This is a genomic window from Gemmatimonas sp. UBA7669 (assembly GCF_002483225.1).
Classification (GTDB): domain Bacteria; phylum Gemmatimonadota; class Gemmatimonadetes; order Gemmatimonadales; family Gemmatimonadaceae; genus Gemmatimonas.
Genome location: NZ_DLHL01000011.1, coordinates 153,926 through 177,733, shown reverse-complemented (window position 1 = coordinate 177,733; position 23,808 = coordinate 153,926). Strand labels below are relative to the sequence as shown.

At 65.4% G+C, this 23,808-nt stretch carries 14 protein-coding genes; 3 read left to right on the top strand and 11 right to left on the bottom strand.

Annotated elements, in window-relative coordinates:
• Positions 1-17: 17 nt before the first annotated feature.
• Both B2747_RS03140 and B2747_RS03135 read right to left on the bottom strand, forming a co-directional pair.
• Positions 18-296, bottom strand: a complete 279-nt coding sequence (locus B2747_RS03140; RefSeq protein ID WP_291156799.1) for a rhodanese-like domain-containing protein — start codon at positions 294-296, stop codon at positions 18-20.
• Positions 297-646: 350 nt separating this feature from the next.
• Positions 647-3,250, bottom strand: a complete 2,604-nt coding sequence (locus B2747_RS03135; protein WP_291156797.1) for a zinc-dependent metalloprotease — start codon at positions 3,248-3,250, stop codon at positions 647-649.
• A 246-nt stretch (positions 3,251-3,496) separates the two neighbouring features.
• On the opposite strand from B2747_RS03135, the gene bla reads away from it, so the two are divergent.
• Positions 3,497-4,372: a subclass B3 metallo-beta-lactamase gene (gene bla, locus B2747_RS03130; RefSeq protein ID WP_291156795.1), complete on the top strand. Its 876-nt coding sequence runs from the start codon at positions 3,497-3,499 to the stop codon at positions 4,370-4,372.
• Between the two features lie 55 nt (positions 4,373-4,427).
• Here the strand turns inward: bla and B2747_RS03125 are convergent, their stop codons facing one another.
• From B2747_RS03125 to B2747_RS03090, 8 genes are all read right to left on the bottom strand, one after another.
• Entirely contained in the window at positions 4,428-7,799 is a 3,372-nt protein-coding gene (locus B2747_RS03125; RefSeq protein WP_291156794.1) for a DEAD/DEAH box helicase, read from the bottom strand.
• Positions 7,800-7,844: 45 nt separating this feature from the next.
• Positions 7,845-8,789: a creatininase family protein gene (locus B2747_RS03120; RefSeq protein WP_291156792.1), complete on the bottom strand. Its 945-nt coding sequence runs from the start codon at positions 8,787-8,789 to the stop codon at positions 7,845-7,847.
• A gap of 104 nt (positions 8,790-8,893) precedes the next feature.
• Positions 8,894-11,470, bottom strand: a complete 2,577-nt coding sequence (locus B2747_RS03115; RefSeq protein ID WP_291156790.1) for a zinc-dependent metalloprotease — start codon at positions 11,468-11,470, stop codon at positions 8,894-8,896.
• A gap of 317 nt (positions 11,471-11,787) precedes the next feature.
• Entirely contained in the window at positions 11,788-12,438 is a 651-nt protein-coding gene (locus tag B2747_RS03110) for a hypothetical protein (protein WP_291156787.1), read from the bottom strand.
• An 87-nt stretch (positions 12,439-12,525) separates the two neighbouring features.
• Complete coding sequence (locus B2747_RS03105) at positions 12,526-13,419, bottom strand: alpha/beta hydrolase family protein (RefSeq protein ID WP_291156785.1); 894 nt, start codon at positions 13,417-13,419, stop codon at positions 12,526-12,528.
• An 818-nt stretch (positions 13,420-14,237) separates the two neighbouring features.
• On the bottom strand, positions 14,238-15,878 hold the full coding sequence (locus B2747_RS03100; protein ID WP_291156782.1) for an alpha/beta hydrolase family protein: 1,641 nt from the start codon (positions 15,876-15,878) through the stop codon (positions 14,238-14,240).
• Positions 15,875-16,120, bottom strand: coding sequence for a hypothetical protein (locus B2747_RS03095; RefSeq protein WP_291156780.1), 246 nt, complete (start codon positions 16,118-16,120; stop codon positions 15,875-15,877). The genes B2747_RS03100 and B2747_RS03095 overlap by 4 nt, the downstream gene beginning before the upstream one ends.
• Positions 16,121-16,144: 24 nt before the next feature.
• Positions 16,145-17,014 carry an SPFH domain-containing protein gene (locus B2747_RS03090; RefSeq protein WP_291156777.1) on the bottom strand — a complete coding sequence of 290 codons (870 nt, stop codon included), beginning with the start codon at positions 17,012-17,014 and terminating at the stop codon, positions 16,145-16,147.
• 194 nt (positions 17,015-17,208) lie between these two features.
• Between B2747_RS03090 and B2747_RS03085 the strand changes: the two genes are divergently transcribed.
• Together B2747_RS03085 and B2747_RS03080 are read left to right on the top strand one after the other, a co-directional pair.
• A complete protein-coding gene (locus B2747_RS03085; protein ID WP_291156773.1) occupies positions 17,209-20,472 on the top strand; it encodes a VPS10 domain-containing protein in 3,264 nt (1,087 codons plus the stop codon).
• Positions 20,473-20,582: 110 nt separating this feature from the next.
• Positions 20,583-22,634, top strand: a complete 2,052-nt coding sequence (locus B2747_RS03080) for a PAS domain-containing protein (protein WP_291156770.1) — start codon at positions 20,583-20,585, stop codon at positions 22,632-22,634.
• Here B2747_RS03080 and B2747_RS03075 read toward each other — a convergent pair.
• Positions 22,631-23,797 carry an MFS transporter gene (locus tag B2747_RS03075; protein ID WP_291156768.1) on the bottom strand — a complete coding sequence of 389 codons (1,167 nt, stop codon included), beginning with the start codon at positions 23,795-23,797 and terminating at the stop codon, positions 22,631-22,633. The two genes, B2747_RS03080 and B2747_RS03075, sit on opposite strands and share 4 nt — an antisense overlap.
• Positions 23,798-23,808: the final 11 nt, after the last annotated feature.

The following is a 23,808-nucleotide window of genomic DNA, read 5'->3' as shown; positions in this document are numbered from 1 at the left end:
GATCCACAACGTGCGTCCTACTCCTCGTACTCCGCCCTCGCGGCCACGTACCCCCCGCCATCGGTCACCTGGGTGTAGCCGGCCGCTTCGAGGATCTGCCGCGCCATGGCCGAGCGTCCGCCGCTTGCGCAATACACGAGAAGACGCGCGTCACGCGGCAGCCCGAGTGTGTCGAGTCCTTCGGGCAGTGTATCAACCGGCACACAGCGGGCGCCGGGCAGATGGCCGAGCCAGAACTCGACCTTGGTGCGAACATCGATGACGGCGTCGACGGGCGTTGAGCGGAAAGTTGGCATGGGATCGGATCGGTGTAGGGTGCTATATATACGCATATAGGTATAGATAAGATGATTGGAGGGACCGCGCAACCTATGACCCGATCCACAGCCGTGGGCTCTGGGCTCTGGGCTATGAGTGAGCGTGGTTCATGCTGCCGCATCACACAATTCGAACGGTGCGGATCGTGTGATGTTGCCGCCACACCACTCACACTCACCACCCAAGACGCACGGCTCACAGCTGTGGATCGGGTTCTGAGTTCTGGGTGATGGGTACTGGGCCATGCGCAACACGCCCTCCAGAAACCACAACGCACGACCCGGTCTCCCAGGTCGTGCGTCGTGTGTGCGTCGAAACCGACCAGCGCCTACTTGGTCGGATCCAGCATCGCCTTGATCTGATCCCGCGCGTCCTGCAGATGCGCGCGCGACGCCCGGTCACTGGTGCGGCCCACGGCCGCCGCCAGCTCACGGTCCAACGTACGCATTTCGTCCTTGAGCAGCGGGCGGAAGTCGCGCGTGTTCACCGCGCCACCACCGAGGAGCTGCGCAATCGCCTGCTCCTGCGCGCTCGGCGCCGGCGGTTTGATCTTCGTCGCCATGGCTTCGAGGTACAGCGTCTGGAGACGACGACGATACGGCGTGATGTTCTGGCCGCCGTAGATCTCCTTCCAGAGCCCACGACGCAGGTCCGTCAGCATGTCGCCCAGCGTGTACAGCTCGGCGCGGTTCGTGGCCGTGGCCTCGAGCTCCACCATGCGCTGCAGCCGGCCGTTGTTCACCAGATTGCTCAGCACGCGCGCCTGCGCGCCGGCCACGCGGTTGATGTTGCCGTCCGACTCGAGCTTGCGCAGCGTCGGCACGTCAATGAGGTAGGTGGGCGTGGTAAACACCTGATCGTTCAGGAACTTCATGGCGTCCACCTGACGCTTGCGCGAGACCGGCGTCCACACCGGACCCGGCTGGCTCACGCGCTTCTCCTGACGGTCCACACCACCCACGATCTTCACCACGTGGTTGGCTTCGAGCGTCCACTGCCCGATCACCCCGTCGTAGGTCTCGCGCAGCAGCGAGAAGTCCTTCGTCTTGTCGGCCGTGGAGGCGCCCTCCACCAGCTTCATGACGCGGGCAATGTTCTTGAAGCCCAGCGTGCTCGCACGCACGGCATCGGCATCACCCACGGCTTCGGTCTGTTCACCCGGATCGGCCTGACCTGCGCTGGCGTCGTCGGCAAAGCGGTACCAGGGCGTCGCGTCCTGCATGCGCGACCACTCGTCGAGCGTCGGCAGTTCGGCATCGGGCGTGCGCGCACCGGGAATGGGCTTGTACCCCCACATGGTGGCGTAGAGATCGTACGGGCCGACCTTCGGGACCAGCGACTCGAGCGGGAGATTGTCCTCAGGCTGCGCGACGTAGTTGAAACGCGCGTAGTCCATGATGCTCGGCGAGTGCCCCATCTTTGCCACCCAGGTCTTGCTGCGGATGGAGTCGAGCGGGTACATCGAGCTGCCCTTGAAGTTGTGGCGGAAGCCAAGCGTGTGACCGACTTCGTGCGCCACCACGAACTGCACCAGACGACCCATCAGGGAGTCGGGGAAGGGGAACTTCTGCGCGCGCGGGTCGAGATGGCCCACCTGCGAGAAGTACCACTCACGCTGCAGGTCGAGAATGTTGTGATACATCTGCACGTCGGCGTCGAGGATCTCGCCGGTGCGCGGATCGACAAGGCTCGGGCCCTGCGCGTTGGCCGTCGGCGACGGCAGCCAGCGCACCATCGTCACGCTCGCGTCTTCACCCGACACGTCGGGATTGTTGGCCGGCACATCGGCCGCCACGATGCCCTTGGCAAAGCCGGCAGCTTCGAACGCCTGCTGCCACTCCTCAATGCCCGCACGAATGAACGGCTTGAGGTATTCGGGCGTGGCCGGGTCGACGTAGTACGTGATGGGCTTCTTCGGCACGCACAGGTTACCCTGCTTCTGCTCACTGCACTCGAGGCGCCAGCGCTTGATGTAGTCGCGCGACACCACACGCTGCTCCCGTGAACCGAAGTCGCGCTTGGGCGTGATGAAGTAACCCACGCGGCGGTCGTAGAGACGCGGCATCATGGGCTCGTCGGGCAGCCGCACGATGGAGAACGTGAACGCTTCGGTGACCGCGCGGCCCGTGGCGCCGCCCAGACCCGGAATGGGCAGACCGGCCAGTGGATTGGCGCCGCCGGGAGCCGGCGTGTAGGTCTGCACGGCCGTCACGTTCACGTTGCGCGAGAACGCCGCAAACTTGTCCACGTAGGAGCGCGCGGCGTCCACCGTGGCGCGGCGGCCGCGGGCGGTGAACTCCTGCACGCCGCCGGTGAACATGCGCGTCACATCCACCACGACACTGCTGTCCTTCCCGTACGACTCCACGTTGAGCGTGGCGATGATGGGGAAGATGGAGATGAGGTCCATGGCCTGACGCGACTGCTGCGCGCTGTCCGAGGCCACGTTGAGATAGCTGGCCTCACGCACGTCGATGCGATTCTCGCGCCGATCGAAGCGGATGACGCGCTCCGGGCCATAAAGGCTGCCCGAGATGGCTTCGTTCGTGCCCGCGAGCACGGTGGTGACGAGGAAGTCCTTGCTCAGCTGCGACGCGGGAATCTCGAAGTAGAGGCGCGCGCCCACCTGATGCACGTCGAACACGCCCTTCTTGCTCTTGGCGCGTGCGGTGATGACGGAGGCATAGGGGCGCGGATTTGGCTCGCCCTGACCGCCGCCGAGGGCACCGGCGAGCTGAGCGAGATTGGGCGCGCCACCAGCGGGCGGCTGACCGGTCGGCGTGGTGGGGCCACCCGGCGCGTTGGTCGGGCGGGCCGTGGTGTTGGCGGTGGGACGATTGCCCGGGGCAGGAGAGGCAGCGGGCTTCGGTGCCGAGCGGCAGGCACCGAGCGCGAGCCCGGTCACCGCGAGCGGCAGGAGGCGAAAGCGCATTGAACCTGAAAAAAAGAGGGAGGGACGAACCGCGCCGTTGGCGAGGTGACTGCAGTTTACGGCCAAAAGCACGCGATCGGCAGGGGAGACCAACGGACGAAACCTTGTCGAATTGGCCGTGGTAGTGGATCCTGCCTTCTCTCCCCGATTCCACCCACCATCACGCCGCTCAAGCGCATGCAACGGTTCCTCCCGCGTGCAGGTCAAGTCGCCGCTTTTCTGACTGGACTTGTCGTCCAGACCGCTTTGCCTCCCAACGCAGTGCACGCACAGGGCAAGAGCCCGGAGCCCGTCGACGTCAGTGCCACGCGCTGCGACGGCTGTGCCGAATGGAACGAGCCGCAACGCCCGTTTCGTGTGCATGGCAACACCTGGTATGTGGGCACGCGCGGCCTGAGTGCCATGCTGATTACATCGCCGGCAGGCCATGTGCTTATCGACGGCGGGCTGCCCGAATCGGCTCCGCTCATTGCCGCCAGTATTCGCGCGCTGGGCTTCAAGCTCGAAGACGTGAAGCTGCTGCTCAACTCACACGCGCACTTCGATCATGCGGGTGGCCTGGCGGCACTGCAGCGCGCGTCCGGCGCCGAGGCGGTCCTGCACCCGTGGAGCGCCAAGGTGCTGCGCATGGGCACGTCGCTGCCGGACGATCCGCAGTTCGGATTGTATCTCCCGTTTCCCGGTGTGCGCGCCGCGCGTGAACTGAGCGACCGGCAGGTGGTTCGTCTGGGAGATCTCGCGCTCACCGCCCATTTCACGGGTGGCCATACACCCGGTGGCACGAGTTGGACATGGCGCAGCTGCGACGGTGGCGTGTGTTGGGACATGGCGTATGCCGACAGCCAGTCTCCTATCTCCGAAGACGGATTCAAGTTCACCGGCAGCACACGCTATCCGAGCGGCATTGCCGACTTCGAGCGTGGACATGCGCGCATTGAAAGCCTGCCCTGTGATGTGCTGATCGTGCCGCATCCTGGCGCAGTCAGTTTGTTCGACAAACTGGCCAGGCGGGACGCAGGGGATGCCAACGCGCTGCGCAATCCGTCTGCCTGCCGCGAGTATGCGGCCCTGGCGCGTCAGCGACTCGCGGAGCGGCTCGGGAAGGAGCGTCAACGCAATTGATGATCGACAGGCTAGTGCTGAAAGGGTGAGGCACTTGCCACGAGCCCATGACGCGTCAACTCAACAGCAACTCCAGTTCCTCGCGGCCAATGGACGCCAATCCACCCCGATCACCGGAGAGAATGGCATCCGCCAACGCCCGCTTGTTTGCCTGCAGGGCGAGGATCTTCTCCTCGATGGTGTCGCGCGCCACCAACCGCGTCGCCACGACTGGCCGCGTGCGACCAATACGGTGCGCCCGATCGATGGCCTGCGCTTCCACCGCCGGATTCCACCACGGATCGAGCAGGTACACGAAATCGGCGGCGGTGAGGTTGAGGCCATGACCGCCCGCCTTGAGACTGATGAGAAAAACCGGCAGGTCCTTCTCCTGCTGAAATCGCTGTACACGCGCCTGTCGGTCCTTCGTCCTTCCGTCGAGATACTCGTAGGCAATGCCCGCGGCATCGAGTGCGTTGCGCACCAGTGCGAGCAGCGACGTGAACTGCGAGAACACGAGGGCCTTGTGGCCTTCAGCTGCCACTTCGACAAGCGTTGGTAACAATGCATCGAGCTTGGCGCTCGGCAGCGCGCTCTTGCGCGGATCGGCCAATACCGGGTGACACGCGGCCTGCCTCAGGCGCAACAAGCCCTCCAGTACGTGCAACTTCGACTTGGCCAGCCCCTGCGATTCGACTGTCGCCAGGACTTCCGCCCGCACCTTCTTCCGAAGCTGCTCGTAGAACGCGCGTTGCTTTGGCTCCATTTCCACTTCCAACGTGCGTTCAATGCGCGCCGGCAGTTCCGGCGCCACGTCCGTCTTGCTGCGCCGCATGATGACCGGACGCAGGGCACGCGACAACGCGTCGCTCACTCCAGGCTCGGCGGATCCCTGCCGGAGCGAAGAAATGAAGCGCGCCGAGTGGCCCAGCATGCCGGGATTGAGGAAGTCGATGAGACTCCACAACTCCTCGAGTCGGTTTTCGACCGGCGTACCGGTCATCGCCAGTCTGTGCGACGCCTGCAATACGCGACAGGCCTTGGCCGTGGCGGTACCCTGATTCTTGATGGCTTGGGCCTCATCAAGAATCACGTAGTCGAACGCAATCTCGGCCAAGTGTACGGCATCGCGGCGCAGCGTTCCGTAGGTCACCAACGCCACGTCCACACCTTCGGCGTCGAAAGACGAGTCGTGCCGGGCGGCGCTACTCCAATCCACCACGCGCAGCGACGGCGCAAAGCGGGCCGCTTCGGATCGCCAGTTGAATACCAGGGAACGGGGAACCACTACGAGCGAGGGACCACAGCCATCCACACGACGGCTTTCCAGGAGGGCCAGCACCTGCACCGTCTTGCCCAATCCCATGTCGTCTGCCAGACATCCGCCAAACCCGAACTGCCGCAAGAAGTGCATCCAACCGAGGCCATCCTGCTGATACGGACGCAGCGCGCCAACGAACGACGGTGGAGGCGTTGCCGGTGCCACCCGCTCAAAGCGGCGGAGGGCGTCCCGCTGCTGTGTGTACACCGCGTCGACATCGACTTCGGGCAGACTCGCGAGCAGTGCATCCAGCAGCGCAAGCTGCGATCGACGGAAGCGCGTGCTTTGCGCTTGGCGCTCGCCACTGGCCAACAGTGGTCCAAGGCTGCGCAACCATTCGTCGGGTAACAGACCGACCCCACCATCAGGGAGCGTCAGCAGATCGTCGCCGCGCCGCTTTGCCTCCAACACGTCGACGAGTGGCACCTGCAGATCGCCATACGACACGGTACCATCGAGGTCGAACCAGTCGATACCGGAGCGCACACGCGCCTGCACCGCCCCCGGTGCACGGAAGGCGCGCCCATCGGCCTCCACCCACCAGCCCTCGCTGGCCAATTGCTGTGCCAAACGTCGCATGCCGGTGCGCGCCAGCAGCATGGGGGCTGCGGTCATGCCACCGTACGGTCGCGCCTGACGGGGCGCCGAGATTCCAAGTTGCTGAAGTCGGACGACGGCAGCGCGTTCCGACTCCGGGTCACGGTGAATGAGCCGCCGCGAAGGCGCATCAAAACACGTCGTGACGGCATCGTCTACACCAACCTCGGTCTGTCCGTACCGAAAGGCCAGTTGCACGGCCACCATCGGCCCGGCGTTGTAGCGACGCCACGGTTCAGGGTCGGGCACAAAGCGCACACCAGGCACTGGCGCGGTCTGTACTGTTTCTATCTGCCAGTCAGAAGGAAGCTCAAGGGTCGGCACCTGTGGCATGGCAAAGATCCGCTCCAGCAACGGTGCGGGATTGTCGCCAACCGGAATCTGGTGCAAATCCCACAGGGGACTTGCCAGCGCCCACTGTTGCTTCCAGTCCACGTGTGACAATTGGTCGTCGAAGAGACAGAGGCCGGCGGGATGGATCCACAGGGCGTCGCTCAGGGCACGGCGCTGGTTGCTGCGCACCAGACTCGCACTCAAAGCATACGCCGACGTCCGCTCCCCAACCGATACCACCACGCGCCACGGCTCATCTGCCGACTCGGCTACATACTGCGCGTCGCGATACTCCGGTGGCGATCCAGCGAGGCGCACACGCAACTGGCCCGTGGCATTGAGGAGAGGGAGGAGTGCCCCGATGGCGTGCTGTCCCACGGTGAATGTGGCGCGCGCATTGCCATAACCCGGAATGGGGGACACGCCGAGCAAGGCGCGCGCTACCAGCTGATCCCGCGGGTCGGGAGCCGTCAGCCATACCTCGGTAGTGAAGCCGAACTTCTTCGGAGTCGACCACGTCCCATCCCGACCTCTCCGTTCGGTCATCACTTCAATCAGAACGTGCAGCGGCCCAAACGAGACCACGCTGGCGTCGATCACATATACGATACGACGATCATCCGGCCAGGAGTTGCGAGCTGTGCGTGTCGTTTGCCGAGCAATACGTGCTTCCTGCTCCGCCCGCATCGCCCATGTGGCGCGATCAATGACACTGTGCCAGAGCGGTACTGCCGGCTGAACCGTTGGGTACGGAGCCCTTTGGTGCGAGCGCAACCCGCTGGAAGGGACCTCGACATCTTCGACCAACTCGTACCCATCATCGTCGAAGGTATCGTCCTCGTCCTCCGGCACCTCGAACCCTTCCTCAGTCCACGCCACCGGTACGAGCCGGACACTCGTAGCGTTGTTCAGCGCGGCATTGAGTGCCGCAGCCGAGGTTGAACGTTCGAGTAGACGCAGTGTGGCCCACAGATGTTTGCAGAAGTTGCCGTCGTCTGCATGGGGGCAGGAGCACCCAAGCTCTGCCCGTTTCTTGGTGACCGCGACCTCCACAAAGTACGTCTCGCTGCCATCCACCTCGGCGACGGCCAGCGTATCACTGATTTCGAGAAGGCGAACGGCAGACCCACGTGCAATCGCCTCGCCGCGTTCGCTGGACGGCGCGGAAAAGTATCGGGAGATAACCGGGCTGGGCATGGGATGAACTTACAGCCCATGCTCAACCCGTGGCGCGTACGATGGTTACTTTCGTCCGACACTCGCCCGGTACGCAGCGATGGCGTTGACCGTCGTGGTCACCCGCAGGTCGGCAACCTTGCGGCCGAGGTCCTGCAGCCACTCGAGGGACTGGAACTTGATGCCGTTGATCTCGTCCTGCCCCACCTTCTTGCGCTGCTCGTAGCGGATACTCACCGGATCGGCGAGGGCCAGCGTGGCGTCGATGCCCAGTTCCTCGTGCAACCCGCTGGTTCCGGTGCTGGCACCGATCTTGATGCCCTCGGGGATCTTGAGGTCGTTCTGGATGTACGGCTGCACCACGCTCGTGTGGTTGTAGTACTCGGGCACATGCTTGAAGTACACCTTGTCCGGACTGTCGGCGTACAGCTTGGTCAGCGAATCAGCGGCCGCCTGCATGCCCCGCGCGTTGCCGCCGCTGTCGCCGAGATAGTAGATCTCCGTGAAGCCCATGCTGCGCAGGTAGTTGCCCATGTCGAACAGCATCGCGGTGTACGTGGCCTGCGACAGCATCGGTCCGGCGCGGCCGGGCTGAATGGCCGATCCGGCATTGCCCGGCTCCAGCGTGACCAGCGGCGCCACCAGCGTCTTGCCCAGGCGGCGCGCGATCATCTCGCCGAGCAGCCGGTTGTTGATATTGTGCTTGTTCATGGAGAGGTTGTCGTCGTTGTTTTCGACGCCACCCGTCATGATCAGCACGGTGGTGTAGCCATCCTTGAGCAGATCGCGGAACTCGGGTCGGGTCAGCTCTTCGAGCCATACCGTGTTGATGCCTTCGATGCTGCGCGGCTTGTTGGCCTGCGCCGCGCGTTGCGCCGCGCGCTGCTCGGGGGGCACGCCACCCGCTGCAGACGCGGCACCCGAGCCCGCGGCTTGTGCGCCGAGCGACACCGCGAGGCAGGGCAGGGCGAGCACGCTCAGCAGAAATCGCGGGATGGGGCGAGGCATCATGGACTCCAGGGGAAGGTGGGATGAGTCTCTGGCAAAGCGGGGCGGGACGCGCCTCGCGTCCCGCCCCGTTCAACATGCGTGCAGATTGACCAAAACGCTGAGACTTACTTCTCCGTGCTCAGCATCTTCTTGATCTGATCCCGCGCGTCCTGCAGATGCGCGCGGGTCATCGTGTCGCTCGTGCGGCCAATGGCCGCGGCCAGCGACGCGTCGAGCGCCCGCATCTCGGCCTTGAGAATCGGACGGAAGTCGGCCGTGCCGACCGGCGCCTGCTGGCCGAAGCCACCACCACCACCCTGACCACCCGGGGCCGGAGCCGGCGGGTTGATCTTGGTGTTCATGGTCTCGAGATACACACGCTGCAACCGGCGGCGGAACGCATCGATGGGCGCGCCGCTGCTCAGCTCCTTCCACAGACCGGCGCGCACGTCGGCGAGGAAGCTGGCCACCGGATACACATCACGCTTGTTGACCGCCAGCGCCTCGAACTCGAGCATGCGCTGCAAGCGATCGTTGGACAGCAGGCTGCCGAGCGAACGCACCTGGGCATTGCCCACCCGATTGAGACTGCCGCTGGGCTCGAGCTTGCTCAGGATGCTGCGGTCGAGCAACCAGGTGGGCGTGGTGTAGGCGTTGTCGAGGAGGTACTGCACCGCCGCCTTCTGCCGCGCCGGCTCCACCGGTGTGAACACCGGGCCGCTCTGCCCCACGCGCTTCTCCTGCTTGTACTGTCCGCCCACGATACGCGCCACATGGCCCATCTCGGTGGCCCACTGCCCCACCGTGCGGCCGTAGAGTTCTTCGAGGTCATCGAAGGTGCTGCCTTCCTTCCACGCCGTGGCCTTCTCCAGCATGGCCATGGTGCGCTTGAGGTTCTTCACGCCCAACGTGGTGGCCTTCACGGCATCCGCATCGCCCACGGCCTCCGACTGCTCACCCGGGTCGGGGCCAGCCGCGCCGTTGTCACCCGAGAAGCGATACCACGGAATGCTGTCCTGCATGCGCGCCCACTTGTCGAGCGTGGGCAGTTCGGCTTCCGGCGTGCGCGCGTTCGCAATGGGCGTGTAGCCCCACATGACGGCGTAGTGATCGTAAGGACCGACCTTCGGGATCAGGTCCTCGAGGTCGATGTTGTCCTCGGGCTGCGCCACATAGTTGAAGCGCGAGTAGTCCATGAGGGTGGGCGTGTGACCCATCTTCTTCACGAACGTGCGGCTGCGCACCGAGTCCACGGGATACATGGAGCTCGCCTTGAAGTTGTGCGGGAAGCCGAGCGTGTGACCCACTTCGTGCGCCGTCACGTACTGCAGCAGGCGGCCCGTCAGCGTGTCCGGGAAGGGCAGCTTCTGCGCGCGCGGGTCGAGATGGCCCACCTGCGTGAAGTACCAGGACCGCGTGAGGTTCATGACGTTGAGATACGTCTGCACGTCGGCGTCGAGAATCTCACCCGTGCGCGGATCGCGCAGCGACGGACCCACGGCGTTCTCGGTGGCCGAGGGCAGCCAGCGCACCATGCTCACGGTCGCGTCTTCGCCGCTGAAGTCGGGATCGTTGGCCGGCGCTTCGGCGGCCACGATACCCTTGTGGAAACCGGCGGCTTCGAACGCGGGCTGCCACTCCTCGATGCCCTTGCGAATCCAGGGCTTGAGCCAGGCCGGTGTGGCCGGGTCGAGATAGTAGGTGATGGGCTTCTTGGGTACGCAGAGATTGCCCACCTTCTGGTCGCTGCACTCGAGACGCCAGCGGCCGATGTAGCGCTTGGTCTCGACGCGCTGCGTGGCGCCGCTGAAGTCACGCTGCGTGACGCCGAAGTAGCCCACGCGCTCGTCGAGCAGACGCGGCATCATGGGATTCTCGGGCAGCTTGGCCACGGAGAAGGTGTACTTCTCGGTGGTCGGGCCGGCTGCGGCCGCGTTGCCACCGCCAGGCCCGCCGCCGGGCGCACCACCCTGCGGCGTGAAGGTCTGCACGGCGGTCACGTTCACGTTGCGGGCGTAGGCGGAGAACTTCTCCACGTAACTGCGCGCCGCGTCCACCTGCGCGCGCGCGCCCAGCGCCGTGTACTCCGGTACGCCGCCCGTGAACAGCCGGGTGACTTCCACCACGGCCGCACTGTCGGGGCCGTAGGCCTCCACGTTGAGCGCGGCGAGGATGCGTGTGACACCAATCAGTTCGGCGGCCAGACGCTGCGAGGCCGCCGTGTCGCTGATGATGTCGCGATAGCGCGCCTCGCGCAGCAGGATGCGATGGTCGCGGCGTTCGAAGCGCACGACGTTGTTGCCGCCCTGCGTGCCACGTAGGCCGATCTCATTGGGTGTGCCGGCCAGCGTGCTGACGATGACGAAGTCCTTGCCGAGTTCCGCGCGCGGAATCTCGAAGAACAGACGCGATCCCACCTGATGCACCTTGAACACACCGTTCTTGGTGACGGCGCGGCCGGTGACGATGCTGGCGTAGGGGCGTGGCTGGGGGTCCTGGCCGGCCTGAGCGCCGCCGGCACCGCCACCGCCGCCGGCGGGGGGCTGGGCGGCGCCGTTACCGGACGTGCCACCCGGAGCCGCACCGCCACGCGGGCCGGTCTGGTTGGGAGTGGGCGTCGGCGCGGGGGCCGGCTTGGGCTTGGGAGCGCAGGCGCCGAGGGTCATGCCGGCGGCTGCGAGCGTGAGGGGAAGGAATCGCATGGTACCGAGCTGTCGGTGGGAAACGACGCCCGGGGCAAGATCACCCGGGACGACGAAATAACGCGGTCGCGGGGGGAAATGTTGTTAATTCGGGATTAGAGGCGGGCGCTTGTCGGAACAGCAGTCGGGGTCGGGGTGCGCCATCCGCAGTCTTGGGCTGTGAGCTGTGGGTGGTGAGTTTGCGTGGTTCATGCTTCCGCATCACGCGATCCGGAAGTTGTGGATCGCGCGATCCCGCCGCCAAGCCACTCACACCCATCACCCACGGCTCACGTCGCAGGACTGCGGATCGCGCACCCGGACCTTGACCGCTGTGTTCACCTTAAGCGCACTATCCGCGAATTCTGATTTGGAATATCCACCGTCTCCGGCAACCCGTCCTTGGCCCACGTGATCGTGTACACGGTCTTGCCGAGGGTCAGCACACTCTTGCCGCTCTGCTGCGCGAGCTCCGCCAGTGCCGTCTGCGCGCCGGTGGTGAGCACGACGGGGATGCGATCGAGCTCGCGGCGCTTGCCGTAGTCGGCCACAAAGGCCGTATGCAGCACCGAGGCGTTCACCAACGGCACCACGTCGGGCATCGGCACCTGCACGGCCTGCTGGCTCACCGTCTTGCCGGTGGTGATGGCCACGCGCAGCGAGTCGCCGGCAATGGCAAAGGTCACGTCCTGAATGGCCGTGGTACTCGTGGGCGTTTGCAATACCCGAATGCGCAGCGCACCGAGCCGGTTGTTGGCCTGGCGGTAGTGCGTCCACTCGATGAGCGGCTGATTGCGCATGGCCAGTCGTCCCGTGGACTGCCCCGCCTGCACGCTGAGCGCTTCGGTGCCCAGTGTGTCGCCAGCGCGCAGATATACGTAGCTGGCGGTTGAGGCAGACGCGGTCTGCGCGCCCAGGCGCGCAGGACTGAGGCCAGCCAGAATCAGCAGACCAAGCGGGGCGAGCAATCGCCGGGAGGGAAGACGCATCCCGGAAAACTAATCAGCGCCGAGGTCGTCCTGTGGACCTCGGCGCTGTGTCGTAACCGAGCGCCCCGTCGGGCGCGATGAATCGGGTCAGGGCCTGAGCGTCTGCACCAGCCAGTCGGCCAGTGCGCCCCGTACGTCACCACGAACTCGCAGGTCCCTCAGCTTCCCATAGTTGAACACGAGGCCAGACGTGTCATGCACCATGAGGTGATTGACCTCCGGGAAGACTCTGACGGTCACCTTCGAGTTGCCGGACTCTCTGAGCGCACGTTGCACCAAGCCCGCCTGGTCTACCGGCACCTGAGTATCCGTTGCGCCCTGCAGGATGAGCACCGGCTGCTTCATCAACTGCAGCGCCGGGATGGGGTCGTAGGTCAGCCAGAAACGCGTCCACGGGTCTGCCGTGCGGACCGCCACGTCTTGCCTACCGGGCACGGTGCCGATGATCGAGTCGCGCTGGGCGGGGGGCAACAGTGAGTCGGCGTCCAGCATGATGCGAATCTGATGCTTCGCAATGTCCCGCCCCTTCTCTGCCGGTGCAGCAATCAGGACGACTGCGGCAATACCAGAATCACGCGCGGCGATCATAGGTGCGATGATGCCGCCCTCACTGTGTCCTGCCAAGGCGATGCGCCGCGGATCGACGTCCTGGCGCGTACGCAGATACGCCACCACGCTGGCTACGTCGTCGGCAAAGTCAGCACTGGTAGCCGTATCGCGCAGCGCGCCCCGGCCACCGCTCGCGCCCACGCCGCGGTCGTCGTAACGCAGCACGGCAATGCCACGACGGCCCAGCGTATCGGCAAAATCACGGAACGGCGCGTAGCCACGCACCGTGGCGCTGCGCGAGTCGCGATCCTGCGGCCCACTGCCACCGATGGTGACCACCACCGGCACCGGTCCACGTGCGCCACGTGGCCGCGTGAGTGTGCCGGCGAGAGAGAAACCATGCGGCGTGGGAATGATCACGTCTTCGGACATGTACGGTGCGTCGGCGGGCGCGGCGTAGCTCAATGTTGTCGGGGAGGGCGCCACGCTCGACGCCGACTCCGTGCGCACGATTCGCAATCTCTGTGCGGCGAGGCGTATTTGGTGTGGAGCCCCGTCCCGCCATTCAGTTACGATGGACAGACCCGCCAATGTGCTGACCGTGCTGTCTCCCGCACCAGCAACCGCAAGGTCCATCGTTTGCCCATCATTTGTCGTAAAGATCGGCAGCGTACTGCGGCCAAGCTTTCGAGCCATAGAGGTAATCAGCGCCATGTGCAGCGCCGATTGATTGATCAACGGGGTGGTCCCAGAGCGAGAGGGTGCAGCCTTCCGCTGCGAGAGGCCGGACGCCGTGCCTTCCATCACCATGCTGTCCGCAGCCTGAGTGAATACAAAGCGCTGTATTGCCGGACTGCCACTCGGTGAACCAGGTGCAAACACCGAAAGGTTCAGCGGACCAAGTGTCACGCCGTCGGCCGATACAACATGCTGCCACTCGATACGCACCTGCCCTCGCAGGTCGAGTACGCCAGCAATCGCGCGCGGGTCAATTGTGATGGCTTCTGTGGCTATAGTGTCGTTGCCACGCAAATACACATACCGCATCGCACCGTCACCGGCTGTCGGCGCAGACTGTGCGCGTACCGCACGCGGCATTGACAGTCCGGCGACGGCGGTCAGCACCGTCACCACCATGCCCCACACGCAACCACCACCACGCGAAGAACGAACGAAAAACATGAAAACTCCGATTGGGTCAATGTTGGGAGAAACCACCCACCAAGCAGCAAAATACGCGTTGTGGCCTCTCAGCGCCTGAGCGTCTGCACCAGCCAGTCGGCGACACTGCCGAGCACTTCGGGGCGCACACGCACCGTCGCCAGTCGCGCGTATCCCTGCGGCGCGCCCGACGGGTCATCGAGCAGCAGATGATTCGTGTTCGGAAAGCGCCGCAGCGTGACCTGACGATTCCCCGCTGCCCGAATGGTGGCGGCCAGCGTATCCGCCTGCTCGGGTGTGACCTGCATGTCCGTGTCGCCCTGTACAATCAGCACCGGCTGCCGCAGCCGACGCACTGTGGCCAGCGGATCGGTGGCCATGAAGTAGCCCATCCACCGGTTGCTGCGAGCCAGCGAATCGAGCGCGGCGGGCACCGTGGCGCGCAACGAGTCGCGCTGGCGATCGCTGAGTCCGGGTGCGGCTGCGATACCCAGACCGTTCTGATACTCCAGAATGCGCCGCCCATTGTACGCCGGCCCTGCCAGCAGCACGACCGCTCGAACGCGCGCATCGGCCACCGCCGCCAGCGGCGCAATCAGTCCACCTTCACTGTGGCCCAAGAGGGCGATGCGCGTGCTGTCCACGTCGGGCCGCGTGCGCAGATACGCCACCACACTGGCCACGTCGTCGGCAAAGTCGGCGCTGGTGGCCGTGTCACGCAGCGCACCCTTGCCGCCGCTCGCACCCACACCGCGGTCGTCGTAGCGCAGCACCGCAATGCCGCGGCGTCCCAGCGTATCGGCAAAATCACGGAACGGCGCGTAGCCACGCACCGTGGCGATGCGCGAGTCCCGGTCCTGCGGCCCGCTGCCGCTGATGGTGACCACCACCGGAACTCGGCCACTCACACCTCGCGGACGCGTGAGCGTGCCGGCGAGAGAGAAACCATGCGGCGTGGGGATGATCACGTCTTCTGACGTATATGGCGCATTGGCTGGCGCGGCGTAGCTGATGACCTCGGCCGTGCTGGGCAGCGCGGGCGCAGACGACGCGACACGCACAGCCCGCAGATTCTGCGCGGGCACCAGAATCTCAACCGGCACGCCGTTCGACCACACCGCCTGAATGGCCAGGCCGGCAAGCGTGGTGGTGCTGGTGTCGCCACGGAAGGCAAACGTGGCCTCCATGGTTTGTCCGCCCGATGTCATGAACAGGGGCGCCGACGCAAGCGCGAGTCGCCTGGCCTGCGCGGTGAGCAGCGCCGTGTGAAACACGGACCGGCCCATCACCGGCAGCGCGCCAGCCTGGCTGCGCGCCACCTGCTGCTGACTGCGGCCGCCCTGCGTGATGGACACAATCACACTGTCGCCCTGTGGCGTGAAGACAAACTCCTGCACCGCTGCGGCGCCCTCCGCAGCGCCCGGGGCAAAGACCTTGAGTGTCAGTGCGCCGAGTCGCCCGTTGCTCATCGCATGCGACCACTCCACACGCGGCTGATTGCGATACTGCAGCACACCGTGGGCCGCCTCACTGGTGAGTGTGACGCGTTCCGTGGCGAGCGTGTCCTTGCCCAGCAGATACACGTACTGCATCGCGCCGCTGCCGGACGCCGGCGCCGACTGTGAGCGGATCGCACGCGGCATGAGCAGTCCGGCGGCGAGCGCCAGCACCACCAGCACCAACATGCCCCACACCAAACGACCACCGCGGGATAGACGCACGAAAATCATGACGACTCCGAATCGGACACTGGAGGTGAGGGCAAATCACGGGCCGACGCGGGCGACGCGTCGTCCGGCTGAGGGGACACGGCAGGACCGGCCTTCGGCGCGCGCCCCGCATCGCGGAGCGCGCGCCGCAGCAGAAATTCGATCTGCCCGTTGAGGCTGCGCAGATCGTCGTTGGCCCAACGCTGCACCGCGTCCAGCACCTCGCGGTCCACGCGCAGGAGAAACGACTTGCGATCAGCCATGATCCGGTCGGTCCGTCAAGAGATTCAGGTGTACAGCGATCCGGTGTTCACCACCGGCTGCGCCGCACGATCGGAGCAGAGCACGACGAGCAGGTTGCTCACCATGGCCGCGCGCCGCTCGCCATCGAGGTCGATGATGTTCTTCTCCCGCAGGGAGTCGAGCGCCATCTCCACCATGCCCACCGCGCCTTCCACGATGGTCTGGCGCGCCGCCACGATGGCACTGGCCTGCTGGCGCTGCAGCATGGCCGCCGCGATCTCGGGCGCGTAGGCCAGGTGACTGATGCGCGCTTCAATCACGTCCACGCCGGCCTTGGCCAGCCGCTCGTGCAGCGCTTCCATGAGCCCCTTGGATACCTCCGCCGTGTGCGTGCTGAGCGTGATCTCGTCGGTGCCGTGCGCATCGTAGGGATACGAGGAGGCCAGCGCGCGCAGCGCCGACTCACTCTGCACCGACACGTATTGTACGTAGTCGTTCACCTCGAACACCGCTTCGGCCGTGTCGATGACCTTCCAGACCACGATGGCGCCGATTTCCACCGGGTTCGAGCGCGCGTCGTTCACCTTGAGCTTGTTGGTCTCGAAGTTCCGCACACGCAGCGACACCGTCTGCTTGCTCATGAACGGATTGACCCACCAGAGCCCGGGGCGCCGCTCGGTGCCGCGGTAGTTGCCAAAGAGGGTCAGCACCTTGCCTTCGTTGGGGGCCACGGTGAAGAGGCCAGGCAGACCAAGAAAGGCCACGGTGAGAACGCCCAGCCCGGTGAAGAGCTGCGGCAGGTTCTTGGAGCGGGCGCCAAAGATGAAGATCGCCGCCCCGGCCGCGATGCCGAGGACGAGAACACCCGCCATCAGGATGCCGGGGGTGGGGCGAGGGGTCGTTTCACGGAGCATTGCAGGAACTCCTGGAGGGGAGTGGAACGGGTTGGTATTGAAGTGATATCACTTCGATAGTGCCTACGCCAGTCGGTTGGTCCCGGTTTCAGCCGGAATTGGCCGGTTTTCAGCGCTCCCTCCCGCTCCAGCGTTGCCAGAGAGAGCTTAACGCCAGATGAACGGGCTCTTTCCCACCTTTGGAGGTTTCAGCCGTGAAGCACGCGTTCGTGCGCACGGCAGCCCTGGTTACGGCTGCCCTGCCTCTCTTCCCCCTCGCCGCCCAAACCCGTCCCGCGGCCACGCGGCCGACGGTAGTGGCCCAACGGGCGGCAGTGCCGGCCCTGGCGGCTGGCTTCGACACGGCCGCGCTGTCCGCCATCCGTTGGCGTGAGATTGGTCCCTACCGTGGCGGTCGCTCGGTGGCGGCGGCCGGTTCGGTGGCCCGTCCGCAGGAATACTGGATGGGCACCGTGGGCGGCGGCGTCTTCAAGACCACCGACGGCGGCAAGAACTGGACGCCGATGACTGACAAGTACTTCGGCGGCACCATTGGCGCGGTGGCGGTGGCTCCCAGCAATCCCGACGTCGTGTACGTGGGCGGCGGCGAGTTCGCCATTCGCGGCAACGTGTCGCACGGTGACGGCATGTGGAAGACCACCGACGGTGGAAAGACCTGGACCAACATCGGCCTCAATGACACGCGCCAGATCGCCAAGGTGCGTGTGCATCCCACCAACCCGGATCTCGTCTACGTGGCGGCACAGGGTCATGTGTGGGGCCCCAACGCCGAGCGTGGCATCTTCCGCAGCAAGGACGGTGGCAAGTCCTGGCAGAAGGTGCTCTTCCGCGACGATTCCACCGGCGCGGCCGACCTCGTCATGGACCCCACCAACCCCAACGTGCTCTACGCCGGCTTCTGGCAGGCGCATCGCAAGCCGTGGATGCTGGTGTCGGGCGGGAAGGGGTCGGGCATGTTCAAGACCACCGACGGTGGTGACACCTGGACGGAAATCACGAAGAACCCCGGCCTGCCCAAGGGCCTCTGGGGCAACATCGGTATCAGCGTGAGCGGCAACGGCCGCCGTGTGTATGCGCTCATCGAAGCCGATGAGGGCGGCGTGTACCGCTCTGACGACGCCGGCGCGACGTGGCAGCGCGTCAACGACGAACGCAAACTGCGTCAGCGCGCGTGGTACTACACCAAGATCTACGCTGACCCCAAGAACCCCGACGTGGTGTACGCCAGCAACGTGCAGTTCCAGGTGTCGCGCGATGGTGGCAAGACCTGGAGCAACATCAACACGGGGCACAGCGATTCGCACGATCTCTGGATTGCGCCGGATGATCCGAACCGCATGATCGAGGCCAATGACGGCGGCGCCAACGTCACGACCGACGGGGGCAAGACCTTCACCGATCTCGACTTCGCCACGGCGCAGTTCTATCACGTCACCACCACGAACCACTTCCCGTATCAGATCTGCGGCGCGCAGCAGGACAACAGCACGCTCTGCGGTCCGTCGCGCGCACCGGGTGGCATCACCATCGACATGTGGAAGGACGCGGGTGGTGGTGAGTCGGGCTTCATTGCCGCGCTGCCCAACAATCCGGACATCGTGTTTGCCGGCAGCTACGGCGGCTATCTCACGCGCAAGGACATGCGCACCGGCATGACGCGCGATGTGAATCCGTGGCCGCTCAACCCCATGGGTCACGATGCGAAGGATGCCAAGTACCGCATGCAGTGGACCTTCCCCATCGTCGTGAGCCCGCATGACCCGCGCACGCTGTATGTGGGCTCGAGCGTGCTCTTCAAGACCACGAACGAGGGTGACAGCTACACGGCCATCAGCCCCGACCTCTCGCGCAACGATCCGCGCACGCTGGGCCCCTCGGGCGGACCCATCACCAAGGACCAGACCAGCGTCGAGTACTACGGCACGGTGTTCGCCATTGCCGAGTCGCCGGTGCTCAAGGGCACCATCTGGGCCGGTACCGACGACGGCCTCGTGCACGTCACGCGCAACGGGGGCGTGAGCTGGACCAACGTCACGCCGCCGCTGCTCAAGGAGCGTGAGTGGGCGCGCATCTCCATCATCGAAGCCTCGCGCTTCAACGCCGGCACGGCGTATGTGGCCGCGAATCGCTTCCAGATGGATGACAACGAGCCCTACCTCTTCAAGACCACGGACTTCGGCAAGACCTGGACGCGCATCGACGGCAGCGGCAAGGCCAATGGCATCCCGGCGCACGAATTCACGCGCGTCATTCGCGAAGACGAAGTCCGTCCGGGCCTGCTCTTTGCCGGCACCGAGCGCGGCATCTGGGCGTCACTTGATGACGGTGCAACCTGGTTCTCGATGCAGCGCAACATGCCCATCGTGCCCGTGCACGATCTGGCCATCAAGGAGGGCGACCTCATTGCCGGTACGCATGGCCGTTCGTTCTATGTCATCGACGACATCGGCGTGCTGCGTCAGTTGAGCGCCGATGTGCTGGCCAAGAAGGCGCATCTGTTCACGCCGCGTCCGTCGTACCGTATCAACTGGGGCGGGGGCTTCGGCCGCGGCGGCGACACGCAGGTGGGGCAGAATCCGCCCAGCGGCGCCATCGTGTACTACTGGCTCAAGGACAAGGCCAACAAGGTCACCATCGAGTTCCGCGACTCCACAGGCCGCACCATCAAGTCGTTCGCGAGCGACATGCAGCAGGCGGCGGCCGGCCCCGGTGGACGTCGTTCGGTGGCGGGCGATCGGCCGCCCACCAACAACGTGGGCATGAACACCTTCTCGTGGAATCTGCGCGAGCCCGATGCCACGACCTTCCCCGGCATGATCATGTGGGCGGGCGTGACCAACGGACCGCTGGTGCCGCCGGGCAACTACACGGTGCGTCTGCTGGTTGACGGTGCGCCGGCCGGTGATGCGCGCCTCGTCGTGCGCAAGGATCCGCGCAGCGACGCCACGCAGGCCGACCTCGTGGCGCAGTACAAGTTGCTCATCGCCATTCGTGACCGCACCACCGACGCCAACGATGCGGTGCGCACCGTGCGCAACGTGCGTCAGCAGGCGGTGTCGCGCATGAATCAGGTGGGCGCCGATTCGGCGCGCTACGCGCAGCTGGTGAAGACGCTCGACCAGCGCATCAGCGCCATGGAAGCGGAGATCTACCAGGTCAAGAACCAGTCGGGCCAGGATCCGCTCAACTACCCGATCAAGGTGAACAACCAGATCGCCGCGCTGGCCGGTGTGGTGGGCAGCGCCGAGGCCCGGCCCACGAAGCAGTCTCAGCAGGTGTTCGACCTGCTGACCAAGGAACTCGAGGGCTATCTGGTGGAGCTGCGCAAGGCATACCAGGAGCTCATTCCACCAATCGACGAAATCCTCAAGAAGAACGGGCATCCGGCCATTGAGGTGAAGCCAGCCGACACGCCTGCTGCGCGCAACACTAGCGCGGAAGAGGAAATGGGCGTGTAATTGAGGTATCGCCGTCGGGTGGCCCCCAATGGGGCCACTCGGCGGCCGCGGTCCGACAGAGCGCCGGATCGTTCGTACGGTTCGTGCCTCGCCGAGGACCCGTGCAATCCATGCCGACAGGGGGCGACGCCGCTCCCACGATCTTTGAGAAACGCCGTGGCGGGGATCGCCGCGCCGATCAGCAAGCGCGCTTCGAGCTGGCGCTCGACGCCTCGGGCGTCGGCATGTGGGACTGGGATCTGTCCTCCGATCTCATTGCCTGGGATGAGCGCACCTGCGCCATCTTCGGAGTCCCGCCCCGCGCCGCCATTCGCTATGAACGCTTCCTCGCCCTGATCGACGAGGAGGACCGCGAGCCCACCAAGCAGTTGGTAAGTCGTGCCATCGATCCCATGGGTGACGGCCGCTTCGCCACCGAATATCGCATCACCACGCCGGATGGCGCATCACGCATCATCTCCGCGCGCGGTCGGGCGTTGTTCGTGGAACACGACGGTCAGCGCAAGGCCACGCGCTTCGTGGGCACGGTGCTCGACATCACCGAGCGCAAGCGTCTCGATGCCGAACGGGAGCGCGCCATCGTGGCGCTGCGCGACAGTGAACAGCGCTATGCGCTGGCCGCGCGCGCCACCGACAGCGCGATCTGGGACTGGGATGTGCCGGGCAACCGCCTGGTGTGGAGCGACGGAATTGAGCGGGTGTTTGGCTATTCGCGCGCCGACGTCGAGAACACGCTGTCGTGGTGGGCCGAGCGCGTGCATCCGGATGACCACGCGCGCGCCGTGCACACGTTGCTGGACCTGAGTCGCACGGTGCAACCCGACCACGTGGCCGATCAGCACGCCGCTTGGCACGCGGCGTATCGCTTTCGGCGCGCCGATGGTGGCTGGAGTGCCGTGGTGGATCGCGGGTATGCGGTGCGAGATGACGAGGGTCGCGTCCTGCGCATGATTGGCGCCATGGAAGACGAAACCGAGCGTGAACGTCTCGAGGAGCGTTTGCGACAGGCGCAAAAAATGGAAGCGGTGGGACAGTTGGCCGGTGGCATTGCGCACGACTTCAACAACCTGCTCACGGTCATCTCGGGCAATCTCGCGTTTGCGCAGGACGATCTGCCCACCGGTCACCCGGTTCGACGCGACCTCGAGGAGATTGGGCGCGCCACGGAGCGCGCGCGTGAGCTGGTGCGGCAGTTGCTGGCCTTCAGTCGCAAGCAGACGGTCACGCTGCAACCGCTCGACGTGAGTGAGGTGGTGCGAGGCGCCGAGTCGCTGCTGCGCCGCGTCATTGGTGAGGAGATCGTGTTGGATGTGCATCTCGACACCAGCCTACCACCCATTCGGGGCAACCGTGGCCAGCTCGAACAGGTACTGCTCAACCTCGCCGTGAATGCGCGGGACGCCATGCTCACCGAGGCGCACGGCTCGCATGGGCGTGGCGGCACGCTCAGCATTGATTCCGCGCTGGTGCATGTCGCGCCCGATGATGCGGCGCGTCTGGGCGGCATGCCATCAGGGCCGGCCGTGCGTCTGCGCGTAAAGGACTCCGGTCACGGCATGGACGACGTCACGCGGGCCCGCGCGTTCGAGCCGTTCTTCACGACCAAGGCCGTGGGTTCGGGCACCGGGCTCGGATTGGCCACCGTGTTCGGTATTGTGCAGCAGTTTGGTGGCGCCATTACCGTGGATAGTGAAGCGGGCCGCGGTACCGTGTTCAATTTGTATTTCCCGGTGGCGTCCGGCGCACGCTCGCCGGTCGCGCACACACCACGCGTGGTGCCGCGCCGCTCGGATGGAGCGACCATTCTGCTTGTTGAGGACGAAAGTGCCGTGCGATCGGCGGCGCGGCGCATGCTCGAGCGACAGGGACACACGGTGCTCGAGGCCAGACATGGCGCCGATGGGCTGCTGGTATGGCACGAACATCGCCACGAAATCGATCTCGTCGTCACCGATTTGCGCATGCCGGAGATGGGAGGCCGCGAGTTGGTCGAACGGCTGCGGCTCGAGTCGCCGGCGTTGCCCGTGGTGTACGTGAGTGGCTACTCGGAGCAGAGTCTGCCCGACGCGTCGGGCGCCGAAACCGTTTTTCTCGAGAAGCCCTTCACCATGGAGCAGCTGCTCAACGCGGTGGAGCGTGTGCGTGGGGTACGCGACGTCTAGGCGGGCGCACGCTGCAGGCGCCGGATGCTGAGTACGCCCAGCAATGGGCCCACGGCAAGCATGGCAAAGGCCACGGGCCAGCCGGACCAGGCCACCACACGCGGCACCAACTGAATGACACCGGCCGTGAGCAGAAAACCAATGGAGGTCTGCAGCGTGAGCGCCGTACCCACGGCGTGCGGTGGCACACTCTCGGTGACCAGCACCGAGAACTGCGCGCTGTCGGCAATGATGAAAAATCCCCACACCAGCGCGAGCGGTACCAGCAGCCAGAGGCTGCGGCCGAAGCCCAGCCCCATGAGCAGTGCACAGCTCCCACTCACGGTCATGGCCGTGTTCACCAACCACGGCCGCCCGCGTCGGTCAGCCATGATGCCGCCCCAAAGGCAACCAAGTCCGCCCACTGCCAGCATACCGAACGACACCAGCGACGCCAGCGATTCGGTCGATGCGGTCGTTCCGCCGGATGACGCGACGACGCTGGCCGTGATGAAGGCCGCAATCCACGTCCACGCCGCGTACAACTCGATCATGTGACCCAGGTACCCGCCCAGCGCGAGCCGCCAGGAACGTCCAGTGGCGACGTCATGCACAAGACGCCAGGAGAACGGGCGCGGCGGAAACGGATAGGGGCCTTCCCGATAGCCGAACCACACGAGCAGCGCGGCCACAACGGCGCCACCCGAGGCCGTGCCCAACACCACCGCGTTGCTGGCCTCTGGAAACGCATGCACCAGATACGGCACACCTTTCCCCACGGTCAACGCGCCAACGATGGTGCCAACGGCGAGGCCACGCTGCACGCGAAACCAGGTGGCGATCATCTTCATGGCCGGCGGATACACACCAGCCAGCGCCACGCCGGTGCCAAATCGCCAGAGCAGGGCTGCACTCAAGGAGTCAGCGCCCAGCAGCAGCGCGTTGCAGAGCGCTCCACCTACCGCACTCCAGGCAAACAGACGCCGCGACGGCACGATATCGGCCAGATTGAGCAACGCCGACATGGCCGTTCCGGCCACAAAGCCCAACTGCACGATGGTGGTGAGCCAGCCGGTTGCCGCGGCATCAAGCTGCCACGCAACCGCATAGCGACTGGATAGCGCACTGCCGGCAAACCACAGCGACATGCCCAGCAACTCGGCCGTCGCCAACAGCGCCAGCATGCGCCAGCGCT

Excerpts from the sequence above, each read along its gene's own strand:
- B2747_RS03140 (WP_291156799.1), bottom strand. The coding sequence starts at position 296 with ATGCCAACTTTCCGCTCAACGCCCGTCGACGCCGTCATCGATGTTCGC.
- B2747_RS03135 (WP_291156797.1), bottom strand. The coding sequence starts at position 3,250 with ATGCGCTTTCGCCTCCTGCCGCTCGCGGTGACCGGGCTCGCGCTCGGT.
- B2747_RS03125 (WP_291156794.1), bottom strand. The coding sequence starts at position 7,799 with ATGCCCAGCCCGGTTATCTCCCGATACTTTTCCGCGCCGTCCAGCGAA.
- B2747_RS03120 (WP_291156792.1), bottom strand. The coding sequence starts at position 8,789 with ATGATGCCTCGCCCCATCCCGCGATTTCTGCTGAGCGTGCTCGCCCTG.
- B2747_RS03115 (WP_291156790.1), bottom strand. The coding sequence starts at position 11,470 with ATGCGATTCCTTCCCCTCACGCTCGCAGCCGCCGGCATGACCCTCGGC.
- B2747_RS03110 (WP_291156787.1), bottom strand. The coding sequence starts at position 12,438 with ATGCGTCTTCCCTCCCGGCGATTGCTCGCCCCGCTTGGTCTGCTGATT.
- B2747_RS03105 (WP_291156785.1), bottom strand. The coding sequence starts at position 13,419 with ATGTCCGAAGACGTGATCATTCCCACGCCGCATGGTTTCTCTCTCGCC.
- B2747_RS03100 (WP_291156782.1), bottom strand. The coding sequence starts at position 15,878 with ATGATTTTCGTGCGTCTATCCCGCGGTGGTCGTTTGGTGTGGGGCATG.
- B2747_RS03095 (WP_291156780.1), bottom strand. The coding sequence starts at position 16,120 with ATGGCTGATCGCAAGTCGTTTCTCCTGCGCGTGGACCGCGAGGTGCTG.
- B2747_RS03090 (WP_291156777.1), bottom strand. The coding sequence starts at position 17,014 with ATGCTCCGTGAAACGACCCCTCGCCCCACCCCCGGCATCCTGATGGCG.
- B2747_RS03080 (WP_291156770.1), top strand. The coding sequence starts at position 20,583 with ATGCCGACAGGGGGCGACGCCGCTCCCACGATCTTTGAGAAACGCCGT.
- B2747_RS03075 (WP_291156768.1), bottom strand. The coding sequence starts at position 23,797 with ATGCTGGCGCTGTTGGCGACGGCCGAGTTGCTGGGCATGTCGCTGTGG.